Below are 24,039 nucleotides of genomic sequence, written 5' to 3' on the forward strand. Positions count from 1 at the left end.
GCTTGCGACCGGCAGGCTGCGTCCGGCCCGGTGCGTCGTGGACGACGGCTGGCCGTTACGACGGGCCGCCGCACGCTGCCAGGTCAGCCAAGACCCTCACCGCGGGCGAGGCGCCGCCGCCCCGGCCGACGGAACCCGACGACACCGACGACCGGCCGTGGCCCACCGGGGCACCGTGAACCGTCCGCGGACACCGTGCGTCTTCCGCGGGCCCCTCTTCCCTGCCGCCCGTCAGCGTTCGGAGCGGTTCACCGGCCCCTCGTCGTCACTGCCCGGCTCCGCGGCCGGCGTTCCCGCCGACGTGGTGCGGTGCTCACGGGACGGCGGGTGGGCGGCACCGGCGGCGCCGGGCCGGCCGCCGCCCGTCGTGCCGTAGCCGCCGGGAATCCCCGGCGGTGTGTCCGCTGCTGCCTGCGCCTCGCTGATGTGCCGCCGGGCCCGCACGTTCGCCCGGCGCTCCGGGTACGGGTAGTCGAACGGCTGGGATGCGGCGCGCTCGCGGTCCGCCTCGCGCTGCCGGCGCGCGGCCCGCTCGGCCGCCGTCGCGTTCTCGTCGTGTCGCTTGTCCTCATGGTCCTTCATGCGGCGCCGGGTACCCGGGCGACGGCCACCGCCAACGTCCGTTCCGGCGTGTCGGACGGCCCGCCGGGGGCACTGGGAGACGATGGGCCGAGTCCGTACGGGCACAGGGCCGGACCGGGAGGACAAGGGCGGAATGGAACAGCGGCCGGTACCAGGGGGGAGAGCCGAGGACGGCCCGCGCGGCGCCCCCGTGACCACGGACCCGCCCCGGCGGCGGGACGCGGCCGGCGACGCGCGCCGCCGCATCCCGCGCACCGACGCCCTCCTGCGCGACCCCCGGCTCGCCGAGGCGGTGGAACGGCTCGGCGCGCACCGGGTGAAGGCCGCCGTACGGCAGGCGCAGGAGCGGGCCCGCGCGGGCGGCATCCCGCCCGAACAGGTCCCGCGGACGGCCCTGGACCTGCTGCCCGGCACCGCGAGCGGGCTGCGCCCGGTGCTCAACGCCACCGGCGTGCTGCTGCACACCAACCTCGGCCGGGCCCCGCTGTCCGAGGCGGCCCGGTGGGCCGTGCGGGAGGCGGCCGGTCCCACGGACGTCGAACTCGACCTGAGGACCGGTGTCCGGGCCCGCAGAGGACGCTCCGCGCTCGCCGCCCTGCGCGACGCGGTGCCGGCCGCCGGCGCCGCGCACGTCGTCAACAACGGCGCCGCCGCCCTCGTCCTCGCCGCCACCGCCCTCGCGGCCGGCAAGGAGATCGTCGTCAGCCGGGGCGAGATGGTGGAGATCGGCGACGGCTTCCGCCTGCCCGACCTGCTCGTCTCCACCGGCGCACGGCTCCGCGAGGTCGGTACCACCAACCGCACGGTCCCCGCCGACTACGCGTCCGCCGTCGGGCCGGACACCGGGTTCGTGCTGAAGGTCCACCCGTCCAACTTCCGGATCACCGGCTTCACCCGGTCCGCCGAGGTCGCCGACCTCACCGGCCTCGGCGTGCCGGTCGTCGTCGACATCGGCTCCGGGCTGCTCGCGCCCCACCCGGCCCTGCCCGAGGAGCCCGACGCCGACACCCAGCTGCGCGCCGGCGCCGCGCTCGTCACCGCCAGCGGCGACAAACTGCTCGGCGGACCCCAGTGCGGACTGCTGCTCGGCCGGGAGGACCTGGTCCGCGCCCTGGCCCGGCACCCGCTGGCCCGTGCCCTGCGCGTCGACAAGCTGACCCTGGCCGCCCTGGAGGCCACCCTCACCGGCCCGCCCACTCCGACCGCGCTCGCCCTCACCGCCGACCCGGCCCTGCTGCGGGCCCGCGCCGGCCGGCTGGCCGCCGGGCTGGCCGCCGAGGGGATCGACGTCCTGGCCGTCGAGAGCGCCGCGACGGTCGGCGGCGGGGGCGCCCCCGGCGTCACCCTGCCCAGCGCCGCCCTCTCCCTGCCCGAACCGTACGGCGCCGCGCTGCGCACCGGCTCCGCCCCGGTCGTCGGCCGTCTGGAGACGGGGCGCTGCCTGCTGGACCTGAGGACGGTGCCACCGCAGGACGACGACCGGCTGGCCGAGGCGGTGCGGGCGGCGCGGGCCGCCGTGGAAGGGCGGGGCAGGTGATCCGTGCGGCGCGGGGGACACCGTGCCGGGTCCGCGCGGAGCGACGAGGGGCGCCCATGGCCCCATGGAAGCGTGGACGGTGTGATGCTGGTCGTCGTGGGGCGCGGAAGGCCGGCCGGCACACTCCGCCGCCCGCGTGAGGTGAACGGCGCGGCGCCGAGCGTCCGGGCGGGACGCCGGCCCCCCGCGAGAGGGAGGTGTGATGCGCGTTCTCGCCACCGCCGGGCACGTCGATCACGGCAAGTCCGCGCTGGTCCGGGCCCTCACCGGGATGGAGCCCGACCGGTACGAGGAGGAGCGGCGCCGCGGGCTCACCCTGGACCTGGGCTTCGTGTGGACCCGGCTCGGCACCGACCACCTCGCGTTCGTCGACGTACCCGGTCACGAGCGGTTCGTGCCGACCATGCTGGCCGGTGTCGGCCCCGTACCCGCCGTGCTGTTCGTGGTCGCCGCCGACCAGGGCTGGCAGCCCCAGTCGCAGGAGCACCTGGCCGTCCTGGACGCGCTCGGCGTCCGGCACGCGGTCCTCGCGGTGACCCGCAGCGACCTCGCCGACCCCGAGCCGGTCCGCGCCGACGCCGTCGAGCGGCTGGCCGGCACCTCCCTCGGCAAGGTGCCGCAGGTCGCGGTCAGCGCGGTCACCGGCGCGGGACTGGACGACCTCCGCGCCGAGCTGGCCCGGCTGGCCGCCGAGCTGCCGGCGCCCGACACCGAGGCCGACGTACGCCTCTGGCTCGACCGGGCGTTCACCGTCCGGGGCCACGGAACGGTGGTGACCGGCACCCTCGGCGCGGGCACCCTGCGCATCGGCGACCGGCTGGTCACCCCGGACGGATCGGCCGTGCGGGTGCGCGGCCTGCAGAGCCTGCACGAGGAGCGGACGGCCGTCGGCGCGGTGGCCCGCGTCGCCGTGAACGTCCACGGCCGGCAGGACGCCGCCCTGGGCCGCGGCCAGGCGCTGCTCACCCCGGACCGCTGGCTGAGCACCGAGGTGGCCGACGTACGGGTCACCGGGGAGCCGGTGGCCGACCTGCCCCGCAACGTCACCCTGCACATCGGGACGGCCGCCGTGCCGGTGACCGTCCGCCCGCTCGGCCCGGACACCGCCCGGCTCACCCTGCGCCGCGGGCTGCCCCTCCGGGCCGGCGACCGCGCGGTGCTGCGCGAACCCGGCGGCACCCGGCCGCCCTGCGGCGCCACCGTCCTCGACGTACGGCCGCCCCGGCTGACCCGGCGCGGCGCCGGCCGGGCCCGCGCGGCCGAGCTGGAGACGATGACCGGCCGTCCGGACGGCGCCGCCGAACTGCGCCGCCGCAAGCTCGTCCGCCGCGCCGACCTGCGGGCGATGGGCGTCCCGGTGCCCGCCGACCCCGTCGCCGGGGACTGGCTCGCCGACGAGGCGCACTGGAGCCTGCTGAAGGACCGGCTGGCCGGACACGTCGTGGAGCACGCCCGCGCCCACCCGCTGGACCCGGGCCTGCCCGCCGAGGCGGCCCGCCGGCTGCTCGGCCTGCCCGACCGCGCCCTGGTCGACGCGCTGGCGGCGACACAGCCCCGGCTGCGGGCGAGGCAGGGCCGGCTGTACCCCGCCGACAGTCCCGGACCGGCCCTGCCCGCACCCGTCCGCGCCGCCGTGGACGCCCTGCGCCGGGACCTCGCCCGCACCCCGTTCCGCGCCCCCGAGGCCGGGCGGCTCGCCGAACTGGGTCTCGACCGCCGGGCGTCGGCCGCCGCCGCGGCAGCGGGAGCCCTGCTCCGGATCGCCGACGGGATCGTGCTGCTGCCCGGGTCGGACGCCGACGCCGCCGCCGTCCTGCGCGCGCTGCCGCAGCCGTTCACGCTCAGCGAGGCGCGGCGCGCGCTCGGCACCACCCGCCGGGTGGCCGTACCGCTGCTGGAGTTCCTGGACGCCCGCGGGTACACGGAACGCGTCGACGACCAGCGCCGGCGCTGCCGTACCGCGCCGGGGGAGGGGAACGGAGGCGGACGGGAATCGAACCCGCCTGCCCGAGATCCTCGGGCACCTCGGTTTTGAAGACCGGGAGGGCCACCAGGCACCCACACGCCTCCACCGCTCGCCAGGCTAATGCCCCAGGAGACCACAGGTATGACCACGACACCGGCCCGTCAGGCGCCCGTACGGCTCACGCAATTCGCCCACGGCGGCGGCTGCGCCTGCAAGATCCCGCCCGGGGAGCTGGAGGAGGTGGTCGCCGGGCTGACCGCACCGCCGCTCCCCGGCGGCGACACCCCGCTGCTCGTCGGCCTCGCCACCGGCGACGACGCGGCCGTCGTCACGCACCGGGGGACCGCCCTGGTGGCCACGGCCGACTTCTTCACCCCGGTCGTGGACGACCCCTACGACTGGGGCCGGATCGCCGCCGCCAACGCCCTGTCCGACGTGTACGCGATGGGCGGCCGGCCGGTGCTGGCCGTCAACCTGCTCGCCTGGCCGCGCGACCGGCTCCCGTTCGACCTCGCCCGTGAGGTGCTGCGCGGCGGACTGGACGTCGCCACCGAGGCGGGCTGCCACGTCGGCGGCGGGCACAGCGTCGACGATCCCGAGCCCAAGTACGGCATGGCCGTCACCGGCATCGCCGATCCGGAGCGGCTGCTGCGCAACGACGCCGGCCGGCCCGGACTGCCGCTGTCGCTGACCAAACCGCTCGGCACCGGCGTCCTGAACAACCGGCACAAGGCCACCGGCGAGCGGTTCGCGCACGCCGTCGCCACGATGGCGGCCCTCAACCGCGACGCGTCCGAGGCGGCACTGGCCGCCGGCGCCGAGTGCGCCACCGACGTCACCGGGTTCGGCTTCCTCGGCCATCTGCACAAGCTGGCCCGCGCCTCGGGCGTCACGGCCGTGGTCGACACCGCCGCCGTGCCGTATCTGGAGGGCGCCCGGGAGGCCGTGCGGGACGGGTACGTCAGCGGTGGCACCCGGCGGAACCTGGAGTGGGTCGCGCCGCACACCGACTTCGGGGACACCGACGAGGACACCCGGCTGCTGCTCGCCGACGCCCAGACCTCCGGCGGGCTGCTCGTCGCCGGGGAGGTGCCCGGGGCGCCGGTGGTCGGGGAGCTGGTGCCGCGCGGGGCCCACTCCGTCGTGCTCAGGTAGGACCGGCCCGGCCGCTCACCCGGCCACGCCGTTCACCGAGCTCACGGTTCCGTGCCCGTGTGCTCGTCGATGCCGGCCCGGATCCGGTAGGCCCGCACCAGCGCCAGGGCCGCCGGACCCCGGGGCCGCCGGCCCGGGCGGATGTCGACGGCGAACGCCTTCGTCTCCTGGATGTGCGTGTTCGGGTCCAGCGACAGGTGCAGCAGCTCGTTGGCCGCGTCCCCGGTGCTGTAGCCGTTCGGACCCCAGTGGTACGGCAGCCCCACCTGGTGCAGCCGGCGGCCGTGCACCGTCAGCGGGGACATCCGGTCGGTGACCAGCACCCGCGCCTCGACCACGCCCCGCGCGCTGACGATCGTCGCCCAGCCGGTGTGCGCCAGGCCCCGCTCGGCGGCCAGCTCCGGGGAGACCTCGCAGAAGAACTCGGGCTGGAGTTCCGCGAGGTACGGCTGCCAGCGGGACATCCCGCCCGCCGTGTGGTGCTCGGTGAGCCGGTAGGTGGTGGCCACGTACGGGAACACCCCGGAGCCGGGCTCGTCGCCGCTCGGCTGGTAGCGGTTGTCCGGGTGCGGCGGCAGCAGATGCCGTACCGGATTGCGCTGCTGGTCGTAGAGCAGGTTCGGGAACGGGGAATCCTGCGGTTCGTAGTGCGCCGGCAGCGGCCCGTCGGTGAGCCCGGACGGCACGTACAGCCAGGCCTTGCCGTCGGCCTGCATGATGAACGGGTCCGTGCCGGACAGGGCCTCCGGCCCGGAGGCGTCCTCGGGCGGTTCGTGGTCCGGGGCCTTGTCCTTCGTGAAGTCGGGGACGTCGTGCCCGGTCCACTCGCCCTGCTCGCCCTTGTCCGGGTCCCACCACACGAGCGCCTTGCGCTCGCTCCACGGCCTGCCCTCGGGGTCGGCGGAGGCCCGGTTGTACAGGATCCGCCGGTTGGCCGGCCAGGCCCACGCCCACTCGGCCGCCACCCAGTCCTGCTCCCGGCCCGGCTTGCGGCGGGCCGCCTGGTTGACGCCGTCGGCGTACACACCGCAGTAGATCCAGCAGCCGCACGCGGTGGAGCCGTCGGGCTTCAGCTGCTCGTACGACGACAGCGGGTCGCCGGCGGCGTCACGGCCGTTGACCTCGGCGAGGACGGCTTCCGCGTCCGGCTCGGCGAGCCGGCCCCTCGTCGGGTAGTCCCAGGCGAGGTCGAGCACCGGCCGGTCCATCTCGTCGCCGGACCCGGCGAGCTTCTGCCGGATGATCCGCCCGAGGTGGTAGGCGAACCACAGGTCGCTGCGCGCCTCGCCGGGCGGCTCGACGGCCTGGTGGTGCCACTGGAGCAGCCGCTGGGTGTTGGTGAAGCTGCCGTCCTTCTCGGTGTGCGCGGCGGCCGGAAGGAAGAACACCTCGGTGCCGATGTCCTCCGTGCGCATCTCCCCGGTCTCGATCTCCGGGCCGTCCTTCCACCAGGTCGCCGACTCGATCAGGGAGAAGTCCCGGACGACCAGCCAGTCCAGGTTGGCCATGCCGAGCCGCATCAGCTTGGAGTTGGCGTTGCCCACGGCCGGGTTCTCGCCGACGAGGAAGTAGCCCTTGCAGACGCCCTCCAGCTGGGCCATCGTCGTCTCGTACGTCGAGTGCGAGCCGGTGAGCCGCGGCAGGTAGTCGAAGCAGAAGTCGTTCTCCGCCGTCGCCGCGTCACCCCAGTACGCCTTGAGCAGGCTCACCAGGTAGGAGCGCATGTTGCCCCAGTAGCCCTTGTGCGCGGCCTCGGCCTCGACGAAGGCGTCCAGGTCCTGGTTCTGGTGGGCGTGCGGCATCGGGATGTAGCCGGGCAGCAGGTTGAACAGGGTCGGGATGTCCGTGGACCCCTGGATGGAGGCGTGCCCGCGCAGCGCGAGGATGCCGCCGCCGGGCCGGCCGATGTTGCCGAGCAGGGTCTGCAGCACGGAGGCCGCCCGGATGTACTGCACGCCCACCGTGTGCTGGGTCCACCCGACCGCGTAGGCGAACGCGGTCGTGCGGTCGCGCCCGGAGTTCTCCGTGACCAGTTCGCACACCTGCCGGAACACGTCCCGCGGCACCCCGCAGATCCGCTCCACCATCTCCGGCGTGTAGCGGGCGTAGTGCCGCTTCAGCACCTGGAACACGCACCGCGGATGGGTGAGCGTCTCGTCGCGCTCCGGCTCGCCCTCGCCGATCACCGCGCCGCCGGAACCGTGCGCCTCACCGCGGGCCGCCTCGGTCACCGACCTGCCGCCGCCGCTGCGCTCGCCGTCCTCCTGGTCCCGCTCGCCGGAGGCCGCCTGGACCTCGGAACCCTCGTACTGCCAGCTGCCGTTGTCGTACGAGCGGCTGTCGGCGTCCAGGCCGGAGAAGACGCCGGCCAGGTCCTCGGTGTCCCGGAAGTCCTCCCGCAGGATCATCGGGGCGTTGCTGTACGCCACGATGTAGTCACGGAAGTACTTCTCGTGCCGGAGCACGTAGTTGACGATCCCGCCGAGGAAGGCGATGTCCGTGCCCGCGCGCAGCGGCACGTGCAGGTCGGCGAGGGCGCTGGTGCGGGTGAAGCGCGGATCGACGTGGATCAGCTTCGCACCGCGGGCCTTGGCCTCCATCACCCACTGGAACCCGACCGGATGGCACTCGGCCATGTTCGAGCCCTCGATGACGATGCAGTCCGCGTTCTGCAGGTCCTGCTGGAACGTGGTCGCGCCGCCGCGTCCGAACGAGGTTCCCAGACTGGGAACGGTGGAGGAGTGTCAAACGCGCGCCTGGTTCTCGATCTGGATCGCTCCGAGCGCGGTGAACAACTTCTTGATCAGGTAGTTCTCTTCGTTGTCGAGCGTCGCCCCGCCCAGGCTCGCGATGCCCAGGGTGCGCCGGGTGCGGGCCCCGTCGACCTCCCACTGCCAGCCGTCCCGGCGCGCCGCGATCACCCGGTCGGCGATCATGTCCATCGCCGTGTCCAGGTCCAGCCGCTCCCACTCGGTGCCGTGTGGGCGCCGGTAGAGGACCTGGTACTCGCGGGCGTCCCCGGTGGTCAGCTGGAGGCTCGCCGCGCCCTTGGGGCACAGCCGGCCGCGTGAGATCGGGGAGTCCGGGTCGCCCTCGATCTGGGTGACCTTCCCGTCCTGCACGTACACGTTCTGGCCGCAGCCGACGGCGCAGTAGGGGCAGACGGACTTCACCACCCGGTCGGCCGAGGCGACCCGGGGCGTGAGCCGTGCGCTGTGCCCGCTCTTCGCGGCGGCGCCGCGGCCGAGCGGATCCGTGCCGGTGAGCTGGCGGTAGACAGGCCAGGAGTCGATCCACGTACGCACGCCCACGACTCCTCCTCCCGCTCGGTGCCTCGATTGTCCCGCACTCCTGAGGTCACGGCATCCCCGGCCGTGACCGGCGACGGGGTACCCCCGCCGCGCCCGGCTACGCGTGCCGGGGGACTCCGCCGCTTGCGGTGTGTCGGCGGAGTGACCGGGCGCAGTGACCGTAATGTCCGGGTGGTCACGGTCCCGAACGAGTGACGGGAGCGATCGCGGTGACGGTCAGGGGCAACGAGGCGGCGGTGTTCTCCGGCCGCCGCTTCTTCGGCTACCGGGGCACGGCCCTGTCCCTGCTGGTGTTCGCCGCCCTGTCGATGAGCGTGTGGGGCCACCACATGTTCGCCACCGGGCAGGCCGCCAACGACTACTACTCCCTGACCTCCATCGCCCTGCTGGTGCCCGCGGGCGTGGAGTACTTCGGCATGCTGGGCACGATCCCGGGCGGCCGGCTGCGGCTGCGCGTCCCCATGCTGTTCGCGCTCGCCTTCGTCCCGCAGTCGTTCGCGGTCGTCTACTACTGGTTCCCGAAGGCCACCGGCACCCTGCTGGACGAACGCATGGGCCGCCTGCACTTCTGGCTGCTGGTCATCGGCACCCACCTCACCTTCCTGCCGATGTTCGCCCTCGGCTACCTCGGCATGCCGCGCCGGGTCGTCACCTACGCCACGTTCGACGGCTTCGGCCTGCTGAACCTGCTCGCCAGCATCGGCGCGGCCTTCCTCGCCGCGGGCATGACGGTGTTCGTCGTCAACGTCCTGTGGACGCTGCGCCGCCGCTGTCCGGGCCGTGCCGAACCGGCCGGCGACGACCCGTGGGAGGGCCACACCCTGGAGTGGGCCACCACCTCGCCGCCGCCGCGCCTCAACTTCCCCGCGGACCGCCCGCTGCCGCCCGTCACGAGCTTCGCCCCGCTGCTGGACCGCGGGACGGGAGGGGGCACCGCGTGAAACGGCATCTTTCCGCCCTCCTGGTCGCGGGCTGGGGCGTGCTCAACGGTCTGCTCCTCGGGGTGCTGGCGATCTACCGCGAGAACTCGATGACGTACTGGCTGTGGGGCGGCGTCGTCCTCGTCCTGGAGCTGTTCGCCCTTGCCGTCCTCGTGTCCTCCCGCGCGAGGCCCGACCAGCACGTCCGCTACCGGGTGCCCGACAGGGGCGCGGGCGGCGTGCTCCCCGGCGCGATCGGCCTGCTGCTGGCCGGGCTCTGCCTGGTCTACGGCCGCTGGCTGCTCGTCGTGGCCGTGCCGCTGCTCATGCTGTCCGTCGCCCTCGTGGTGCACGGGACGACGGCGCGGGAGAAGTGAGGCGCCATGGAGCACCCGGCGCACGCGTCCGTGGCGGCGATGGCCTGGTCGGCCGTCCTCGTCGCCGTGGTGGTCCCGACGGCCGTCCGATGCCTGCGGAACTCCCCGCTCTGGGAGCGGATCAGCGTCCCGGCGGGCGTGGCCCTGCCCCTGCTGGTCCTGACGCACGCCTGGGCCGTCCTCGGCGATCCCGTGGGCCTCGCACCACCCGGCGGCGCGGGGGTCACCGAACCCGTCCTGCTCGCGACCGCGGTGCTGTTCTGGCTGCCGGCCGTCGCCCGCACCCGGCACCGGCTGGACGACCCGGGCCGCTGCCTGTACCTGTTCCTCGCGGCTCCGCTGCTCGACCTTCCGGCGGTGGGCACGGTCGCCGCCGGCCACACCGCGGCCGGGCTCGCCATGGTCGCCGGCATGCTGCCGGTCGGCGTCGCGGCCGCGGCGGTCACCTGGTCGTGGGTGAACCGCGAGGAACGTGAGGCCCTGGCCGGCCCGGCCGGCCACCTGGAAGGAGGCGATCCCCTTGTCCGGTGACGGACGCCCCCGCGTTCTCGTGTTCGACGTCAACGAGACGCTCACCGACCTGTCCCCGCTCGCGGCCCTGATGGCGCGGGCCGGGCTGCCGGAACAGTCGCTCCCGGCCTGGTTCGCCGGTGTCCTGCGGGACGGGATCGCCCTGAGCCTGGCCGGGGGCCACGCGTCCTTCGGCGACGTGGCCCGTGACGGGCTGCGGACGCTCGCGGCCTCGGCGCGGGGCGTGACCGACCCCGAGGAGGCGGCGGAGCGCGTCCTCGCCGCGCTGCCCCGGCTGCCCCTGCACCCGGACGTCCCCGACGGCGTCCGGGCCCTGCGCGCCCACGGGTACCGTCTGGTCACCCTCACCAACGGCTCCGCTGGCACCACCCGCGCGGTCGTCGAACAGGCGGGACTGACCGACTGTTTCGAGACACACCTCGACGTCGAGGCGGTGGGCCGCTGGAAGCCCGCCCGGGAGGCCTACGCCCACGCCGTGGCGGCCGCGGGCGTCCCGGCCGACGAGGTCGCGCTGGTGTCGGTGCACCCCTGGGACATCGACGGCGCGGCCCGCGCCGGCCTCGCCACCGCCTGGCTGCGGCGCACCCCCCAGCCCTACCCGGCCACCTGCCTCCCCGCGGCCATCGAGGCCACCAGCCTGCCCGACCTGGCCGAACGACTCGTCGCCCAGGGGCAGCTGATCGACGGGGAGGACATCGACTAGGTCTCGTCCGACGCGCCCGCGCGGTACGCCCAAGGGGCGGGAGCGGAAGCGGCCGGCGCCCGTGCGGCCTGCGCGTCCGGTACGCGGGTGTGCCGGCAGTGGCTCCGCACCCCCGCGTGCCGTCGGCGGTCTCGGCCCTCGTGCGCCGTCAGCTGTCCGCCGCCCGGAGCCTTTCCCGCTGTGGGACGACCGTGTACCGGGTCCTTTTTGGAGGCGGTGGCTGGGAGGGGTCGGTGCCGGTGTGGTCCGCGCGTCCGGTACGCGGGTGTGCCGGCAGTGGCTTCGCACCCCCGCGTGCCGTCGGCGGTCTCGGCCCTCGCGCGTCGTCAGCTGTCCGCTGCCCGGAGCCTTTCCCGCTGTGGGACGACCGTGTACCGAGGGTCCTCCGCGGAGGCCACCCCGGCGTGGAAGACGCCGAAGCGCAGCGCCGCCGAACCGGTGAGCAGGGCCGCTCCCGCCGCGAGGGCCGGACGCCGGTCCCGTACCCGGGCCGAGAGCAGGGCCAGGGCGGCTCCGCCCGCGGTCAGGGCCTCCGACGCGCGCAGCAGCCGCTGCGGCCTCCCCTGCTCGAAGGGCTCCGCGGTCAGCCCCATCCGCCGCTTCATCGCCTGGAAGGCGCCCAGTTCCAGCACGGCCCCCAGCGCCGCCATCCGCCGGGCGGGCCCGGCCTGTGCGGGGGGCGCCGCGACCAGGGCGAGGCCGGCCGCCGACGTGGCCGCCGAACCCGCGAACACGAACGGCAGCTGCCGGTAGCCCTCGTGCCAGGACGGCACCGCCGTGTCCGACAGCAGCACCGCGGTGTACGTCGCCACGGCCGGGCCGAGAACGGCGGCACCCGCCGTGGCGGCAGAGCCCACCAGCCGGTACCGGCCCGCCACCTCGGTCGCCGCGGCCACCAGGGCCAGCGGCGCGTACGCGCTCAGGATCCAGGAGCCGACGCTCATCGGCGAGGTGGGCTTGAACACCCGGAGCATGTTCAGGAACCGGGCCGGACGCCCCAGGTCGTGCACGAGTGCCGCCAGCGACAGCGTGATGCCGCCGGCCGCGCCCAGCCTGGCCACCCTGCCGAGCGCCGGCCGCCCCGTGACCCCGGCTCCCGCCGCCAGCAGCGAGGAGGCCCCGGCCAGCCCGCCCAGGTACAGGTACCCGGCGATGTCCAGCGGCTTCCACGTCGGCTTCTTCAGGACGGGTTTGCCGTAGTACGACGAGAACTCGGCGTCCGGCACCATCGGCTGCTCGCCCCGCCCGCGCCGGCGCCGGCGACGCCCCGTGTGCACCCCCGTCGGCGCCTCCCGGCCGGGCCGCGCGTGCCGCACGCCCTCGCGTGTCACGTCGGATTCGCTCATCGCGGCCTCCGCAGGAAGCTCCCGGCGGCGAGCGCGGCCAGCGAGACGGCGGCCAGCGCCGCGTGCCGCCACATGTCGGGCAGGTCCCGGGTGGTGACCACCGGGTCCGGCGGCAGGCCGTAGACCTCGGGTTCGTCCAGCAGGAGGAAGAACGCGCCGTCGCCGCCGACCCCGTCGTCCGGGCTCTCGCCGTACAGGCGGGCGTCGGTCACACCGGCCGCGTGCAGCTGGGCCACCCGGGCCTGCGCGCGCTCCCGCAACTCCTCCAGCGGGCCGAACTGGATGGACTCCGTCGGGCAGGACTTCGCGCAGGCCGGTTCCATGCCGACGCCGAGCCGGTCGTAGCACAGCGTGCACTTCCACACCCGGCCGTCGTCCTTGCGCTGGTCGATCACGCCGTACGGACACGCCGGCACGCAATAGCCGCAGCCGTTGCAGATGTCCTCCTGGACGACGACCGTGCCGAACTCGGTGCGGAACAGCGAGCCCGTCGGGCACACGTCCAGGCAGGCGGCGTGCGTGCAGTGCTTGCACACGTCGGACGCCATCAGCCAGCGCAACTCCGTCCGCCCGTCGGGGGAGACAGGCGAGATCTCCCCGGCGGGCGCACCGGCGGGAGCCCGCTCCGGCGGGGGAGCGGTGGCGCCCGGCCCCGGGGAGGCGGGGCCGGTGCCGAGCCGGGACGCGGCGGCGAAGACGTCGACGTCGTCGTGGTCGTCGTGCGCGACCCCCGGTTCCTGCCCGGCGAGCGGCTTGCGCTGCTCGATGAAGGCCACGTGCCGCCAGGTGTCGGCGCCGAGGCCCTGGGTGTTGTCGTAGGACATTCCGGTCAGCAGCAGTCCGTCCTCCGGGACGGCGTTCCACTCCTTGCACGCGACCTCGCAGGCCTTGCAGCCGATGCACACCGAAGTGTCGGTGAAGAAGCCCACCCGCGGCGGGGCGTCCGGGTAACCGGCCGCCCCGGCCACGTCCGGCTGCGGCCCGTACAGGAGGTTCCGGTGGCCCTCAGTGCCGTCGCTCATGCGGTGCCTCCTCGTTCATGACGCGTCCCCTTGCCCGGCCGTCTCGCCCGGCGCGGCCCGTACGACCTCGACCCGGCGCCTCTCCCACGCGGTGGCCGGCATCTCCACGCTCTTGGCGAAGTACCAGCGGCTGAGGGCGTTGCGCAGCCGGTGCCGGCGGAACCAGCGCCAGGCCTCCGCGCCCTCGGCGCGCGGCCGGGGCGTGTCCCGTACGAGGATGAGGTAGGCCTCCTCGCGGGACAGCAGCGTGTGCGCCTCCTCGTAGCCTCCGCCCGCCGTGCGCCGCACCTCGCCGGTCGCCCCACCCTCCAGCATCCTGCGCCGGTCGGCCGCCTGCAGCCCGAGGCAGGCCCGCTTGGTGATGTGGTAGGTCACGAACGGCACCGCGAACAGCGCGGTCCGGAAGGTCCGGGCCAGCAAGTTTGCAGGCGCGCGGCGAGGAGTCCGCCGCGCTCATGGCCTGTGCCCAGGCCAAGCTCACCGGCGGTGCCGGCTGCTGCCTCGCCCCGCCCGGCGCGGGGACGCTGCGGCTGCTGGGCGGGCTGTACGACGCGGCGGCCGACCGCGCCCCGGTGCTGGCCCTCGTCGGGGCCGGTCCCGCCGCGCGGCACCTCGGCGGCCAGGCGGTGCGCCATCTGGCGGAGGTCTCCGTGTACTGCGAGGAGGTGTCCGCGCCGGAGCTGATGGACGACGCCCTGCACCGGGCGGCGCGGGCCGCGCTCACCGACCGGGGAGTGGCGAGCCTCGTCGTACCCCGCCACGTCCTCGCCGCCCCGGCCCCCGGGCGCCGCCCCGCCGCCCGCGCGGCCGCCGGCCGAGGAGGACCTGCGGCGCGCGGCCGACGTGCTGGACGGCGCCGGGAAGGCCGTCGTCGTCGTGGGGAACGCGGGCCGTCCGGCGTCCGGCCAGGTGGCCGAAGCGGCGCGGCTGCTGGGCGCCGGGGTCGTCACGACGGCCCTGGCCCGGGACGCGCTGCCCGACGACCTGCCGAATCTGGCCGGGGTGGCGGGACCGCTCGGCAGCGAGGCCGCCGCGACCCTGCTGCGGGAGTGCGACACGCTGCTGCTCGCCGGCGCCGAGGACCTGGACCCCGCCCTGCTGCCCGGCCCCGGCCGGTGCCGGATCGTCACCGTGGACCCGGGGCCCGACGACTGCCCGCTGCCGGGCGGGACAGCGGCCGTCCGGGTGGCCGGCGACGTCACGGCCTGCCTGAGCGCACTCCTCCCGCTCCTGCGCCACACCCCCGGCCGCGCCTGGCGCACCCGGGTCGAGCGGCTCGTCGGCGCCTGGCGGGCCGAGGGGGCGGCCAGGTCCCGCCGCTACTTCGGCACGTCGGTCAACCCCCGCTCGGTCGTCGCCGAGCTGTCGGACCGGCTGCCCGACCGGGCCGTCGTCGTCACCGACTCCGGCACCTCACTGGACTGGTGGACCCGCCATCTCCGGCTCCGGGCCGGCATGCGGTCCCTGCTCTCGGCGCACCTCGGCCTGCCCGGCGCGGCCGTCCCCTACGCCCTGGCCGCCCGGTTCGCCGCCCCCGACCGGCCGGTGATCGCCCTCGTCGGCGACGGCGCCCTCCAGAGCGGCGGCCTGAACGAACTGCTCACCGTGCGACGCCACCTCGAACAGCTGGCCGGGCTGCCCCCGCTGGTGTTCTGCGTCTTCAACGACGGCGACCTGAACCGGCTGACCTGGCAGCGCAGGGCCGCCGCCGGCGACCCGCTGATCCCGCTCTCGGCCGAGGTCCCCGCCCTGCCGTACGCGGAATGGGCGCGCCTGGCCGGACTGCCCGCCGTCCGCTGCGACCGGCCCCGGCACGTCGGCTCCGTCTGGGCCGACGTCCTCGCCGGGCGCGGGCCGCTGCTGCTGGAGTTCGTGGTGGACGGCGAGACGCCGCCCGACTGGGCGTCCGCGGTGGGCCGGGCGGACGAGCCGCGCCCGGCCCCGCTCGGCGTGCCCCTGACGACTTCCTGCGCGTGTCCGGCTGAGCGCACCCTTGGGTAAACCCGTTCGGCTACCCGCTCGACGCGCCTTCACTCCTGTGTGGAGCCGGTGAAATCCGTGGACGCCGAGGGTTGGCCGGATGCTTTGTCCGAGGCCGTGCCGGTGGGTTAGCCTGCGGCGTATTTTTCTCATCATGCAAATCCGTGAACTGCGGAAATGCACACACCACCGGCCGGGCCGCGCTGTGCTCCCGGCCGCGGTTCCGAGCCCTCGCCGCGAGGGCTCTTGGGGAGCGGATCGAGGGTGCGCATGGCCGGCAAGGCGACCGGGACGACCGAGGTTGTCCCGGGTGACCACGAACTGAGAATGCTGCTCGCGGGACTGACCGCGGTGCGCGACGGTGACTTCGGCACCCGGCTGCCGGACGACTCCACCGGGCTCATGGGCGACATCGCCACCGTCTTCAACGGCATGGTCGACCAGCTGTCCGTGTTCACCTCCGAAGTCACCCGGGTGGCCCGCGAGGTGGGCACCGAGGGCACCCTCGGCGGGCAGGCCCAGGTGCCGGGCGTCTCCGGCACCTGGGCCGACCTCACCGACTCCGTGAACGCGATGGCGGGCAACCTCACCACGCAGGTGCGTGACATCGCGCAGGTCGCCACGGCCGTGGCCAAGGGCGACCTGTCCCAGAAGATCGACGTGCCCGCACGCGGCGAGATCCTCCAGCTGAAGGAAACCGTCAACACGATGGTGGACCAGCTGTCCGCCTTCGCCGACGAGGTCACCCGGGTCGCCAAGGAGGTCGGCACCGAGGGCCGGCTGGGCGGTCAGGCCCAGGTCCCCGGCGTCGCCGGCGTGTGGCGGGACCTGACGGACTCGGTCAACTTCATGGCCGGGAACCTGACGGCCCAGGTGCGCAACGTCGCCCAGGTCACCACGGCGGTGGCGCAGGGTGATCTGTCGCAGAAGATCACGGTGGACGCGCGGGGCGAGATCCTGGAGCTGAAGAGCACCATCAACACGATGGTGGACCAGCTCTCCGCGTTCGCGGACGAGGTGACCCGGGTGGCCCGCGAGGTGGGCACCGAGGGGCGGCTCGGCGGCCAGGCGGACGTCAAGGGGGTCAAGGGCACCTGGCGGGACCTGACGGACTCGGTCAACTTCATGGCCGGGAACCTGACCGCCCAGGTGCGCAACGTGGCCCAGGTGGCCACGGCGGTGGCGCAGGGTGATCTGTCGCAGAAGATCACGGTGGACGCGCGCGGCGAGATCCTGGAGCTGAAGAACACCATCAACACGATGGTGGACCAGCTCTCCGCGTTCGCCGACGAGGTGACCCGGGTGGCCCGCGAGGTGGGCACCGAGGGCCGGCTCGGCGGCCAGGCGCAGGTGCGCGGGGTCGCCGGCACCTGGAAGGACCTCACCGACAACGTCAACGTGATGGCCTCCAACCTCACCGGCCAGGTCCGCTCCATCGCCCAGGTCGCCACCGCCGTCGCCAAGGGCGACCTCTCCCAGAAGATCACCGTGGAGGCCAAGGGCGAGGTCGCCGCCCTCGCCGATGTGATCAACACCATGGTCGACACCCTGTCGGCGTTCGCCGACGAGGTGACCCGGGTGGCCCGCGAGGTGGGCACCGAGGGCCGGCTGGGCGGACAGGCGCACGTGCCCCACGTGGCCGGCACCTGGAAGGACCTCACCGACAACGTCAACTCCATGGCCAACAACCTCACCGGCCAGGTCCGCAACATCGCGCTGGTCACCACGGCCGTGGCCAAGGGCGACCTGTCGAAGAAGATCGACGTCGACGCCCGCGGCGAGATCCTCGAACTGAAGACCACCATCAACACGATGGTCGACCAGCTCTCCGCGTTCGCGGACGAGGTCACCCGCGTCGCCCGGGAAGTGGGCACCGAGGGCCGGCTCGGCGGACAGGCCGAGGTCGAGGGCGTCTCCGGCACCTGGAAGCGGCTCACCGAGAACGTCAACGAACTCGCCGGCAACCTCACCCGTCAGGTTCGCGCCATCGCCGACGTCGCCAGCGCCGTCGCCGAGGGCGACCTGACCCGCTCCATCACCGTCGACGCCTCCGGTGAGGTCGCCGACCTCAAGGACAACATCAACTCCATGGTGGAGTCCCTGCGCGAGACCACCCGGGCCAACCAGGAACAGGACTGGCTCAAGACCAACCTCGCCCGGATCTCCGGCCTCATGCAGGGCCACCGCGACCTGCCGGTCGTCGCCGAGCTCATCATGGACGAGCTGGTGCCGCAGGTGTCCGCCCAGTACGGCGCCTTCTACCTCGCCGAGGAGCACGACTCCGGGCCCGAACTGCGGCTCGTCGGCTCCTACGGCCGGCCCGAGGAGGACACCCGGCCCGTCCGCATCGCGTTCGGCCGCTCCCTGGTCGGGCAGGCCGCGCGCAGCCGCCGCACCATCGCCGTGAACGAGCTGCCGCCCGGATACGTCACCATCTCCTCCGGGCTCGGACAGGTCGAGCCGACCGCGCTGCTGCTGCTGCCGATCGTCTTCGAGGAGCAGGTCCTCGGCGTCATCGAGCTCGCCGCCGTCACCCCGTTCACCGCCGTCCAGCGGGACTTCCTGCAGCAGCTGGTGGACACCATCGGGATCAACGTCAACACCATCGTCGCCAACGCCCGCACCGACGAACTCCTCGAGGAGTCGCAGCGGCTGACCAGCGAACTGCAGTTCCGCTCGGAGGAGTTGCAGGCCCGGCAGGAGGAGCTGCAGCGCTCCAACGCCGAACTGGAGGAGAAGGCCTCGCTGCTGGCGGAGCAGAACCGGGACATCGAGGCCAAGAACCTCCAGATCGAACAGGCCCGGCAGGAACTGGAAGCGCGCGCCCAGCAGCTGTCGCTCGCCTCCAAGTACAAGTCCGAGTTCCTCGCCAACATGAGCCACGAGCTGCGCACGCCGCTCAACAGCCTGCTCATCCTGGCCCAGCTGCTCGCCCAGAACCCCTCCCGCAACCTCACCCCGAAGCAGGTCGAGTACGCGGGCATCATCCACTCGGCCGGCTCCGACCTGCTCCAGCTCATCAACGACATCCTGGACCTGTCCAAGGTCGAGGCCGGCAAGATGGACGTCAGCCCCGAACGGGTCCCGCTGCGGCAGCTGATCGACTACGTCGAGGCCACCTTCCGCCCGATGACCTCGCAGAAGAGCCTGGACTTCACCGTCACCACGGCCCCCGGCGCCCCCGCCGACCTGCTCACCGACGACTCCCGGCTCCGGCAGATCCTGCGCAACCTGCTGTCCAACGCGGTGAAGTTCACCGAGCAGGGCGGCGTCGAGCTGCGCGTCGAACCCGCCGGTGACGACGAGGTGCCCGACGGCGTCGTACGCGGCGGAGCGGTGGTCGCCTTCCGGGTGAAGGACACCGGCATCGGCATCCCCGAACAGCAACTGGAGACCATCTTCGGCGCGTTCCAGCAGGCGGACGGCACCACGAGCCGCAAGTACGGCGGCACCGGACTCGGTCTGTCCATCACCCGGGAGATCGCCCACCTGCTCGGCGGCGCCGTCACCGTGGACAGCACCCCCGGCCGGGGCAGCACCTTCACCCTCTTCCTCCCCGTGGCCCGGCCGGACTTCGACGAGCTGCTGCGCAACGGCCGCGCCGTCCCGAAGGCCGGGCACGGGGCCACGGACGCGCCGGACGGCGGCCCCGTCCAGCAGCGGCCGCCGATCCTCGCGCGGCGGGAGCGGCCACGCCGGCTGCTCGTCGTCGAGGAGCGCCCGCGCGGACTGCTGACGCTCGTCGCCGAGAGCGTGGTCCGCGACCTGGAGACCGGCCGCACCGACGGCGACGGCGCGCCCGTCGACATCATCACCGCGGTCGGCGCCCAGGAGGCCGCCGGCGCCCTCGCCGCCGAACCCTGCCACTGCGTCGTCGTGGAACTCGGCGTGCCCGACGGGGAGTCGGCCCGGTTCCTGGAGGCGCTGCGCGCCGACTCGGCCCTGACCGGCGTCCCGGTGCTGGTGCACGGCTCGCACCGCACCGAGCCCCTCGTGGAGGACACCGGGGGCGGTTCGCTGGAGTACCTGTTCAGCCTGGACGAACTGCGCGAACGGATCGCGCTGCACCTGTCCGCCGAGGAACCCGGTGAGGTGCTCACCCTGGTCCGCGGGGACGAGACCCAGCACGCCGCACCCCCAACCGGTCGACGACCACACCCGCGGCCGTACCGTCCTCGTCGTCGACGACGACGCCCGGAACCTGTTCGCGCTCAGCGGCATCCTCGAACTGCACGGCTTCCGCGTCCTGCACGCGGAGAACGGCCGCAAGGGCATCGAGACGCTGGTGAACAACCCGGACGTGGAACTCGTGCTGATGGACGTGATGATGCCCGAGATGGACGGCTACACCGCCACGGCCGAGATCCGCGGGATGCCGCAGTACGCCGACCTGCCGGTCATCGCCGTGACCGCCAAGGCCATGCAGGGCGACCGGGAGAAGAGCCTCGCCTCCGGCGCGAGCGACTACGTCACGAAGCCGGTCGACACGCATGACCTCATCGCCTGTGTCCGGCGCTGGCTCCCCGCATGACCACGGCCATGAGCACGGCACAGCGCGCCCGCCCCACCGCAGGCCGAGGAGTAGCGATCACGTGAACGCGTACGAACCGGGCACACCGGCAGGTGTGCCCGCCCAGCTCCCCGCCGCCGACGAGGCGTCGTCCGACGTGCCCGCCACCACCCCGGTCGGCCGGCTCGCCGCCACCGTGGAGCGGCTGCGCCACGAGGTACGGACGGCGCAGGCCGAGGCGGAGGGCCGGGCGCTGATCGAGCTGGCCAAGGGCATCCTGGTCGAACGCCTCGGCTGCGGCCCCGCCCAGGCCGCCCGCCAGCTCGCCGAACTCGCCGAGCAGGCACAGGTGACCCCGCTGGAGTTCGCGGTGGACGTCATCAACCAGGCCGCCCGGGACCGCGTCGCCGAGGTCACCGAGGCGTTCCTGTCCGTCGCCGCGGACCCGTCCGGGCCCGTCGCGGAGTCCGCCGCCGTACGGCTGCGCGCCGCCGAGAGCGGTGTCCTGGCCGCGCACGACACCCAGGCGATGGCCGACTCCCTGCTCGCCCACGCCCTGCGTCCGCTGGGCGCGGTCGCCGTCGCCATCTGGTCGGCCGGCTCCGACGGCTCGCTGACCCTCGCGGGCAGCGCCGGTTTCCCGCCGGCCGAGGCGGCCCGCTGGCACTACGTCCCGCCCGACGTGGCCACCGTGGCCCGGCGGGGCCTGACCGAGCCCGACGGGCAGTGGCTGCCGTCGCTCGCCGGGTCCGGGCTGCCCACGATCGGCCGCCGCGAGTACGCCGACGGCGCCCGGATCGCCGTACCCGCGGGGGCGGGCGGCCGGATCCACGGCGTCCTGGAGATCGCCTGGCCCAAGCCGGAGGAGCCGCTGCCGCGCCCGGTCGTCCGGCAGGTGGAAGCCCTCGCCGAGCTGTGCGCGCACTCCCTGGAGAGCTTCGTGCCGCCGCCCGGCACCGGACCGGAACCCGGGCTGCTGCCCGACGTGGTCGAGCTGATGGACCTCGCCGACGGGCTGCACGACCCGGCCCTGGTGCTCGTGCCGCACCTCGACGACACCGGACAGCTGGTCGACTTCCGCATCCAGCACGTCAACAGCCGCTTCCTGGACCCGGCGGGCCGGCCCCGGGCGGTCGTGGGCGGCGCCCTGCTGCTGGAGGCCTACCCGATGGCCGCCGGTGACAGCGAGCTGTTCCAGCGGGTCGAACGGGTCTACGCCACCGGCGAGCCGTTCCGCGCCCGCCGGATGCGGCTGACCGCCCTGGTCGACCAGGTGCCGCTGTCCGCCGTCGCCGACATCAGCATCAGCCGGCACGGCACCAGCCTGCTGCTGATCTGGCGCATCGAGGACGAGACCGCGCGCCTCGCCAGCCTGCTCCAGCACGCCCAGCGGCTCGGCCGGATCGGCGGTTTCGAGGAGAACCTGCTCACCGGCGAGATCACCTGGAACGGCCAGCTGTTCAGCCTGTACGGCCGCCCGCCCACGAGCCCCCCGGTCCCGCTCCAGGACCTGCCGGCCCATGCCCACCCCGACGACGCCGTCGTCCTGCGGCGCTTCCTGCGCACCGTGCTGCACCACCGCAGGCCCGCCTCCGCCGCGTTCCGGCTGGTGCGCCCGGACGACGTGACCCGGCACATCCGGGTGGTCGCCGAGCCCGTCCTCGACACAGGCGGCCAGCTCTTCGGCCTGCGCGGCGCCTACCAGGACATCTCCGCCCAGCACTGGACCGAGGTCGCCCTCGCCGCCACCCGCGACCAGCTGGCCCACACCGAGCAGCAGGCCCTGGAGCGCAACCGGCTCACCCTCCAGCTCCAGCACGCCATCATGCCCCCGGCCCAGGCCCCGCTTCAGGTGTCCGGTCTCAAGGTGGCGGTGCGCTACCGGCCCGCGGAGACCGAGCACCTGGTCGGCGGCGACTGGTACGACGCCGTGGTGCTGCCCTCCGGGCTGGTCCTGCTGTGCGTCGGCGACGTCGCCGGGCACGGCATCGAGGCGGCGACCAGCATGGTCGTCCTGCGGAACGCGCTGCGCGGCCTCGCGGTGACCGGCGCCGGGCCGGCGCAGCTGCTGTCCTGGCTGAACATCGTCGCCCACCACCTGACGGGAGCCGTCACCGCCACCGCCGTGTGCGGCCTGTACGACGGCGAGCGGCGGACCCTGCGCTGGGCGCGGGCGGGCCATCTGCCGCCGGTGCTGGTACGGGAGGCGGACGCCACCGCGCTGCCCCCGGTCAAGGGGCTGCTGCTGGGCGCCGTCCCGGAGGCGCGCTACGAGGAGACGGAGCTCCAGCTGGCCGCCGGGGACACCCTGCTGATGTACACCGACGGCCTGATCGAGCGCCGGGACCGCTCGGTGGAGGAGTCGGTGTCGCATCTGCTGGAGACGGCGCGCGCGGCGCCCAGCACCCTGGACCAGCAACTGGACCGGCTGCTCACCTACAGCAGGTCGGACACCGACGACGACACCTGCATCGTCGGCATCAGGGTCGCCTGACGGCCCGGCGGCCGCCGGGCCGTCAGGCGGTCGCCGGGCAGAGCGGCACGGTCGCGGTGACCCGCTTGCCACGGGTCAGCCAGGTCACGTCCAGACCGCGGGAGAGCATCGTCACCAGGTGCAGGCCGTGGCCGCCGACCCGCCGGGGATCGGGGGGACGCCGCCGGGGCGGTTCTCCTGAGGTGTCCGTGACGGAGATGCGCAGCGCGGTGGCGTCCGGCAGCAGCTCCAGGCGCAGCGCGCAGGGGCCGGGTGCGTGCTTGGCCGCGTTGGTGACGAGCTCGCTGACGACGAGCTGGGCATCCTGCAGCGGGCGGCGTCCGGGCCTCGGCCGCGCCCGCGCCAGCAGGGCCGCGACGGCGTCTCTCGCCTCAGCGATGCTGCAGACGCCGGTGTCCCAGGTGCGGCTGTAGCGCAGCGGCCTGTCGCGGTCCTGCGTCGTCACGGGGGTCCTGAGCGGGATGTCCATACCTCGTTGCCCTTTTCCTCTGGGGTCAGGGGCCCTTCCTGTGCACAGGGGGGTCGTGCCGTCCCTGCCCGGTTACCCGCTGGGCCGCCGGTCAAGGGGACGACCCCGAGGAATCCTCCGGATGCTCACGAACGCCTGATGGGGGCGGTGCGCGCGCACAGGGCGACGGGCCCGGAGGCCCGCTCGCGCGGGATCTCCGGGCCCGTTGCCCTGCCGGACCGCCCTCGTCGTCCTGCTCAGTGCTTGAAGACGTCCTTGACCTTCTCCTTGGCCTCCCGGGCGTCGCCCTTGGCGCCCGTCGCACGGCCCTCGGCCTCGACGCTCTCGTTGCCCACGGCGCGGCCCGCGGCCTCCTTGGCCTTGCCCTTCGCCTGCTCCGCCTTGGCCTTCGCCTTCTGGTTGCCGGCCATCACTTGTCACATCCCCACATCGACGTGGTCTTCGGTCGCCCTCCGACTTGCCGCTGTGCCGCCGTCCAAACCACTGCCCCGGGTCAGGTCTCGCGCCGCCGCCGCACGACGTGCCGCAGGACGAACGCCGCGACGAGGACGGCGACGGCGATGAGGACGTACAGCTCGTAGCGCCGGATCTCGTCGTAGATCGCGGTGATGTGGCTGCCCGCGAGGTAGGCCAGGGTCGTCCACAGGCCGACCCACAGGGCCGCGCCGAGGGCGTTGAAGGCGAGGAAGCGGCGCCAGTGCATGCCGGTCGTGCCCGCGATGACGCCGTTGGCCTGGCGCAGGCCCTCGACGAACCGGGCCACCGTCACGATCTTGCCGCCGTGCCGGGTGAAGAACGCCTCGGCGGCCTCGAACCGCTTGGGCGTCAGGAAGACGTACTTGCCCCAGCGGTGCACGAAGGCCCGCCCGCCGACCCGGCCGATCAGATAGCCGAGGTTGTCCCCGGCGACGGCCGCGACGAACGCGATGGCCGCCACGGCCACGACGTTGAGGCGCCCCGCGCCCGCGTACACGCCGGCCGCGAGCAGGATGGTCTCACCCGGGGCGGGGACGCCGAAGTCCTCGACGAGGACCACCGCTCCCACGGCCCAGTAGCCGTAGTGGCCGAGCAGCGGCTCCAGGTGGGCCAGCGGACCCGGAAGCGGAGGGGACATGCCTCTACGGTACGTCGGTGCG

General features: G+C 74.4%; 16 protein-coding genes, 1 tRNA gene and 3 pseudogenes. 11 read left to right on the forward strand and 9 right to left on the reverse strand.

Annotated features, from left to right (window positions below; translation table 11 throughout):
- Positions 1-231 precede the first annotated feature (231 nt).
- Positions 232-582, reverse strand: coding sequence for a hypothetical protein (locus ACZ5DC_RS23415; protein WP_468655597.1), 351 nt, complete (start codon positions 580-582; stop codon positions 232-234).
- 133 nt (positions 583-715) lie between these two features.
- Here ACZ5DC_RS23415 and selA point away from each other — a divergent pair, with 133 nt between their 5' ends.
- A complete protein-coding gene (gene selA / locus ACZ5DC_RS23420; RefSeq protein ID WP_468655599.1) occupies positions 716-2,119 on the forward strand; it encodes an L-seryl-tRNA(Sec) selenium transferase in 1,404 nt (467 codons plus the stop codon).
- 202 nt (positions 2,120-2,321) lie between these two features.
- Positions 2,322-4,076: pseudogene (locus ACZ5DC_RS23425) on the forward strand (SelB domain-containing protein); the annotation flags it as partial.
- Between the two features lie 20 nt (positions 4,077-4,096).
- On the opposite strand, the gene ACZ5DC_RS23430 reads toward ACZ5DC_RS23425, so the two are convergent.
- Positions 4,097-4,189 (reverse strand) — tRNA-Sec (locus ACZ5DC_RS23430).
- A gap of 37 nt (positions 4,190-4,226) precedes the next feature.
- Here ACZ5DC_RS23430 and selD point away from each other — a divergent pair.
- On the forward strand, positions 4,227-5,240 hold the full coding sequence (gene selD / locus ACZ5DC_RS23435) for a selenide, water dikinase SelD (RefSeq protein WP_468655601.1): 1,014 nt from the start codon (positions 4,227-4,229) through the stop codon (positions 5,238-5,240).
- A gap of 41 nt (positions 5,241-5,281) precedes the next feature.
- Here selD and fdh read toward each other — a convergent pair whose 3' ends face one another.
- Positions 5,282-8,551 (reverse strand): formate dehydrogenase, encoded by a 3,270-nt coding sequence (gene fdh / locus ACZ5DC_RS23440; RefSeq protein ID WP_468655602.1) that lies wholly within the window; start codon positions 8,549-8,551, stop codon positions 5,282-5,284.
- A gap of 191 nt (positions 8,552-8,742) precedes the next feature.
- Here fdh and ACZ5DC_RS23445 point away from each other — a divergent pair, with 191 nt between their 5' ends.
- The 4 genes from ACZ5DC_RS23445 to ACZ5DC_RS23460 are packed head-to-tail and all read left to right on the forward strand — an operon-like array spanning position 8,743 to position 11,082.
- Positions 8,743-9,492 (forward strand): cbb3-type cytochrome c oxidase subunit I, encoded by a 750-nt coding sequence (locus ACZ5DC_RS23445; RefSeq protein ID WP_468655604.1) that lies wholly within the window; start codon positions 8,743-8,745, stop codon positions 9,490-9,492.
- Positions 9,489-9,848, forward strand: coding sequence for a hypothetical protein (locus ACZ5DC_RS23450; RefSeq protein ID WP_366753433.1), 360 nt, complete (start codon positions 9,489-9,491; stop codon positions 9,846-9,848). Before ACZ5DC_RS23445 ends, ACZ5DC_RS23450 begins: the two co-directional genes overlap by 4 nt.
- A gap of 6 nt (positions 9,849-9,854) precedes the next feature.
- Positions 9,855-10,379 (forward strand): hypothetical protein, encoded by a 525-nt coding sequence (locus ACZ5DC_RS23455; RefSeq protein WP_468655606.1) that lies wholly within the window; start codon positions 9,855-9,857, stop codon positions 10,377-10,379.
- Positions 10,369-11,082: a haloacid dehalogenase type II gene (locus ACZ5DC_RS23460; protein ID WP_468655607.1), complete on the forward strand. Its 714-nt coding sequence runs from the start codon at positions 10,369-10,371 to the stop codon at positions 11,080-11,082. The genes ACZ5DC_RS23455 and ACZ5DC_RS23460 overlap by 11 nt, the downstream gene beginning before the upstream one ends.
- A 326-nt stretch (positions 11,083-11,408) precedes the next feature.
- Here the strand turns inward: ACZ5DC_RS23460 and nrfD are convergent, their stop codons facing one another.
- From nrfD to ACZ5DC_RS23475, 3 genes are read right to left on the reverse strand one after another with little or no spacing between them, the layout of a single operon-like run.
- On the reverse strand, positions 11,409-12,428 hold the full coding sequence (gene nrfD / locus ACZ5DC_RS23465; protein WP_468655609.1) for an NrfD/PsrC family molybdoenzyme membrane anchor subunit: 1,020 nt from the start codon (positions 12,426-12,428) through the stop codon (positions 11,409-11,411).
- Complete coding sequence (locus ACZ5DC_RS23470) at positions 12,425-13,450, reverse strand: 4Fe-4S dicluster domain-containing protein (protein ID WP_468655611.1); 1,026 nt, start codon at positions 13,448-13,450, stop codon at positions 12,425-12,427. Before ACZ5DC_RS23470 ends, nrfD begins: the two co-directional genes overlap by 4 nt.
- Positions 13,451-13,465: 15 nt before the next feature.
- A complete protein-coding gene (locus ACZ5DC_RS23475) occupies positions 13,466-13,870 on the reverse strand; it encodes a hypothetical protein (RefSeq protein ID WP_468655613.1) in 405 nt (134 codons plus the stop codon).
- 35 nt (positions 13,871-13,905) lie between these two features.
- Here ACZ5DC_RS23475 and ACZ5DC_RS23480 point away from each other — a divergent pair.
- From ACZ5DC_RS23480 to ACZ5DC_RS23495, 4 genes and pseudogenes are all read left to right on the forward strand, one after another.
- A pseudogene (locus ACZ5DC_RS23480) lies at positions 13,906-13,998 on the forward strand (hypothetical protein); the annotation flags it as partial.
- Between the two features lie 295 nt (positions 13,999-14,293).
- Positions 14,294-15,451 (forward strand): thiamine pyrophosphate-dependent enzyme, encoded by a 1,158-nt coding sequence (locus ACZ5DC_RS23485; protein WP_468655615.1) that lies wholly within the window; start codon positions 14,294-14,296, stop codon positions 15,449-15,451.
- A 249-nt stretch (positions 15,452-15,700) separates the two neighbouring features.
- Positions 15,701-19,961, forward strand: a pseudogene (locus ACZ5DC_RS23490) (HAMP domain-containing protein).
- A gap of 61 nt (positions 19,962-20,022) precedes the next feature.
- Complete coding sequence (locus ACZ5DC_RS23495; RefSeq protein ID WP_468655617.1) at positions 20,023-22,434, forward strand: SpoIIE family protein phosphatase; 2,412 nt, start codon at positions 20,023-20,025, stop codon at positions 22,432-22,434.
- Between the two features lie 22 nt (positions 22,435-22,456).
- Here ACZ5DC_RS23495 and ACZ5DC_RS23500 read toward each other — a convergent pair whose 3' ends face one another.
- The 3 genes from ACZ5DC_RS23500 to ACZ5DC_RS23510 all read right to left on the reverse strand — a co-directional run bounded on the left by ACZ5DC_RS23500 (position 22,457) and on the right by ACZ5DC_RS23510 (position 24,017).
- Positions 22,457-22,903 (reverse strand): ATP-binding protein, encoded by a 447-nt coding sequence (locus ACZ5DC_RS23500; RefSeq protein WP_468655619.1) that lies wholly within the window; start codon positions 22,901-22,903, stop codon positions 22,457-22,459.
- Positions 22,904-23,139: 236 nt separating this feature from the next.
- On the reverse strand, positions 23,140-23,313 hold the full coding sequence (locus ACZ5DC_RS23505; protein WP_366753442.1) for a CsbD family protein: 174 nt from the start codon (positions 23,311-23,313) through the stop codon (positions 23,140-23,142).
- Between the two features lie 83 nt (positions 23,314-23,396).
- On the reverse strand, positions 23,397-24,017 hold the full coding sequence (locus ACZ5DC_RS23510; protein WP_468655621.1) for a DedA family protein: 621 nt from the start codon (positions 24,015-24,017) through the stop codon (positions 23,397-23,399).
- Between the last annotated feature and the right edge of the window lie 22 nt (positions 24,018-24,039).

This window comes from Streptomyces sp. NPDC031445 (genome assembly GCF_055581365.1).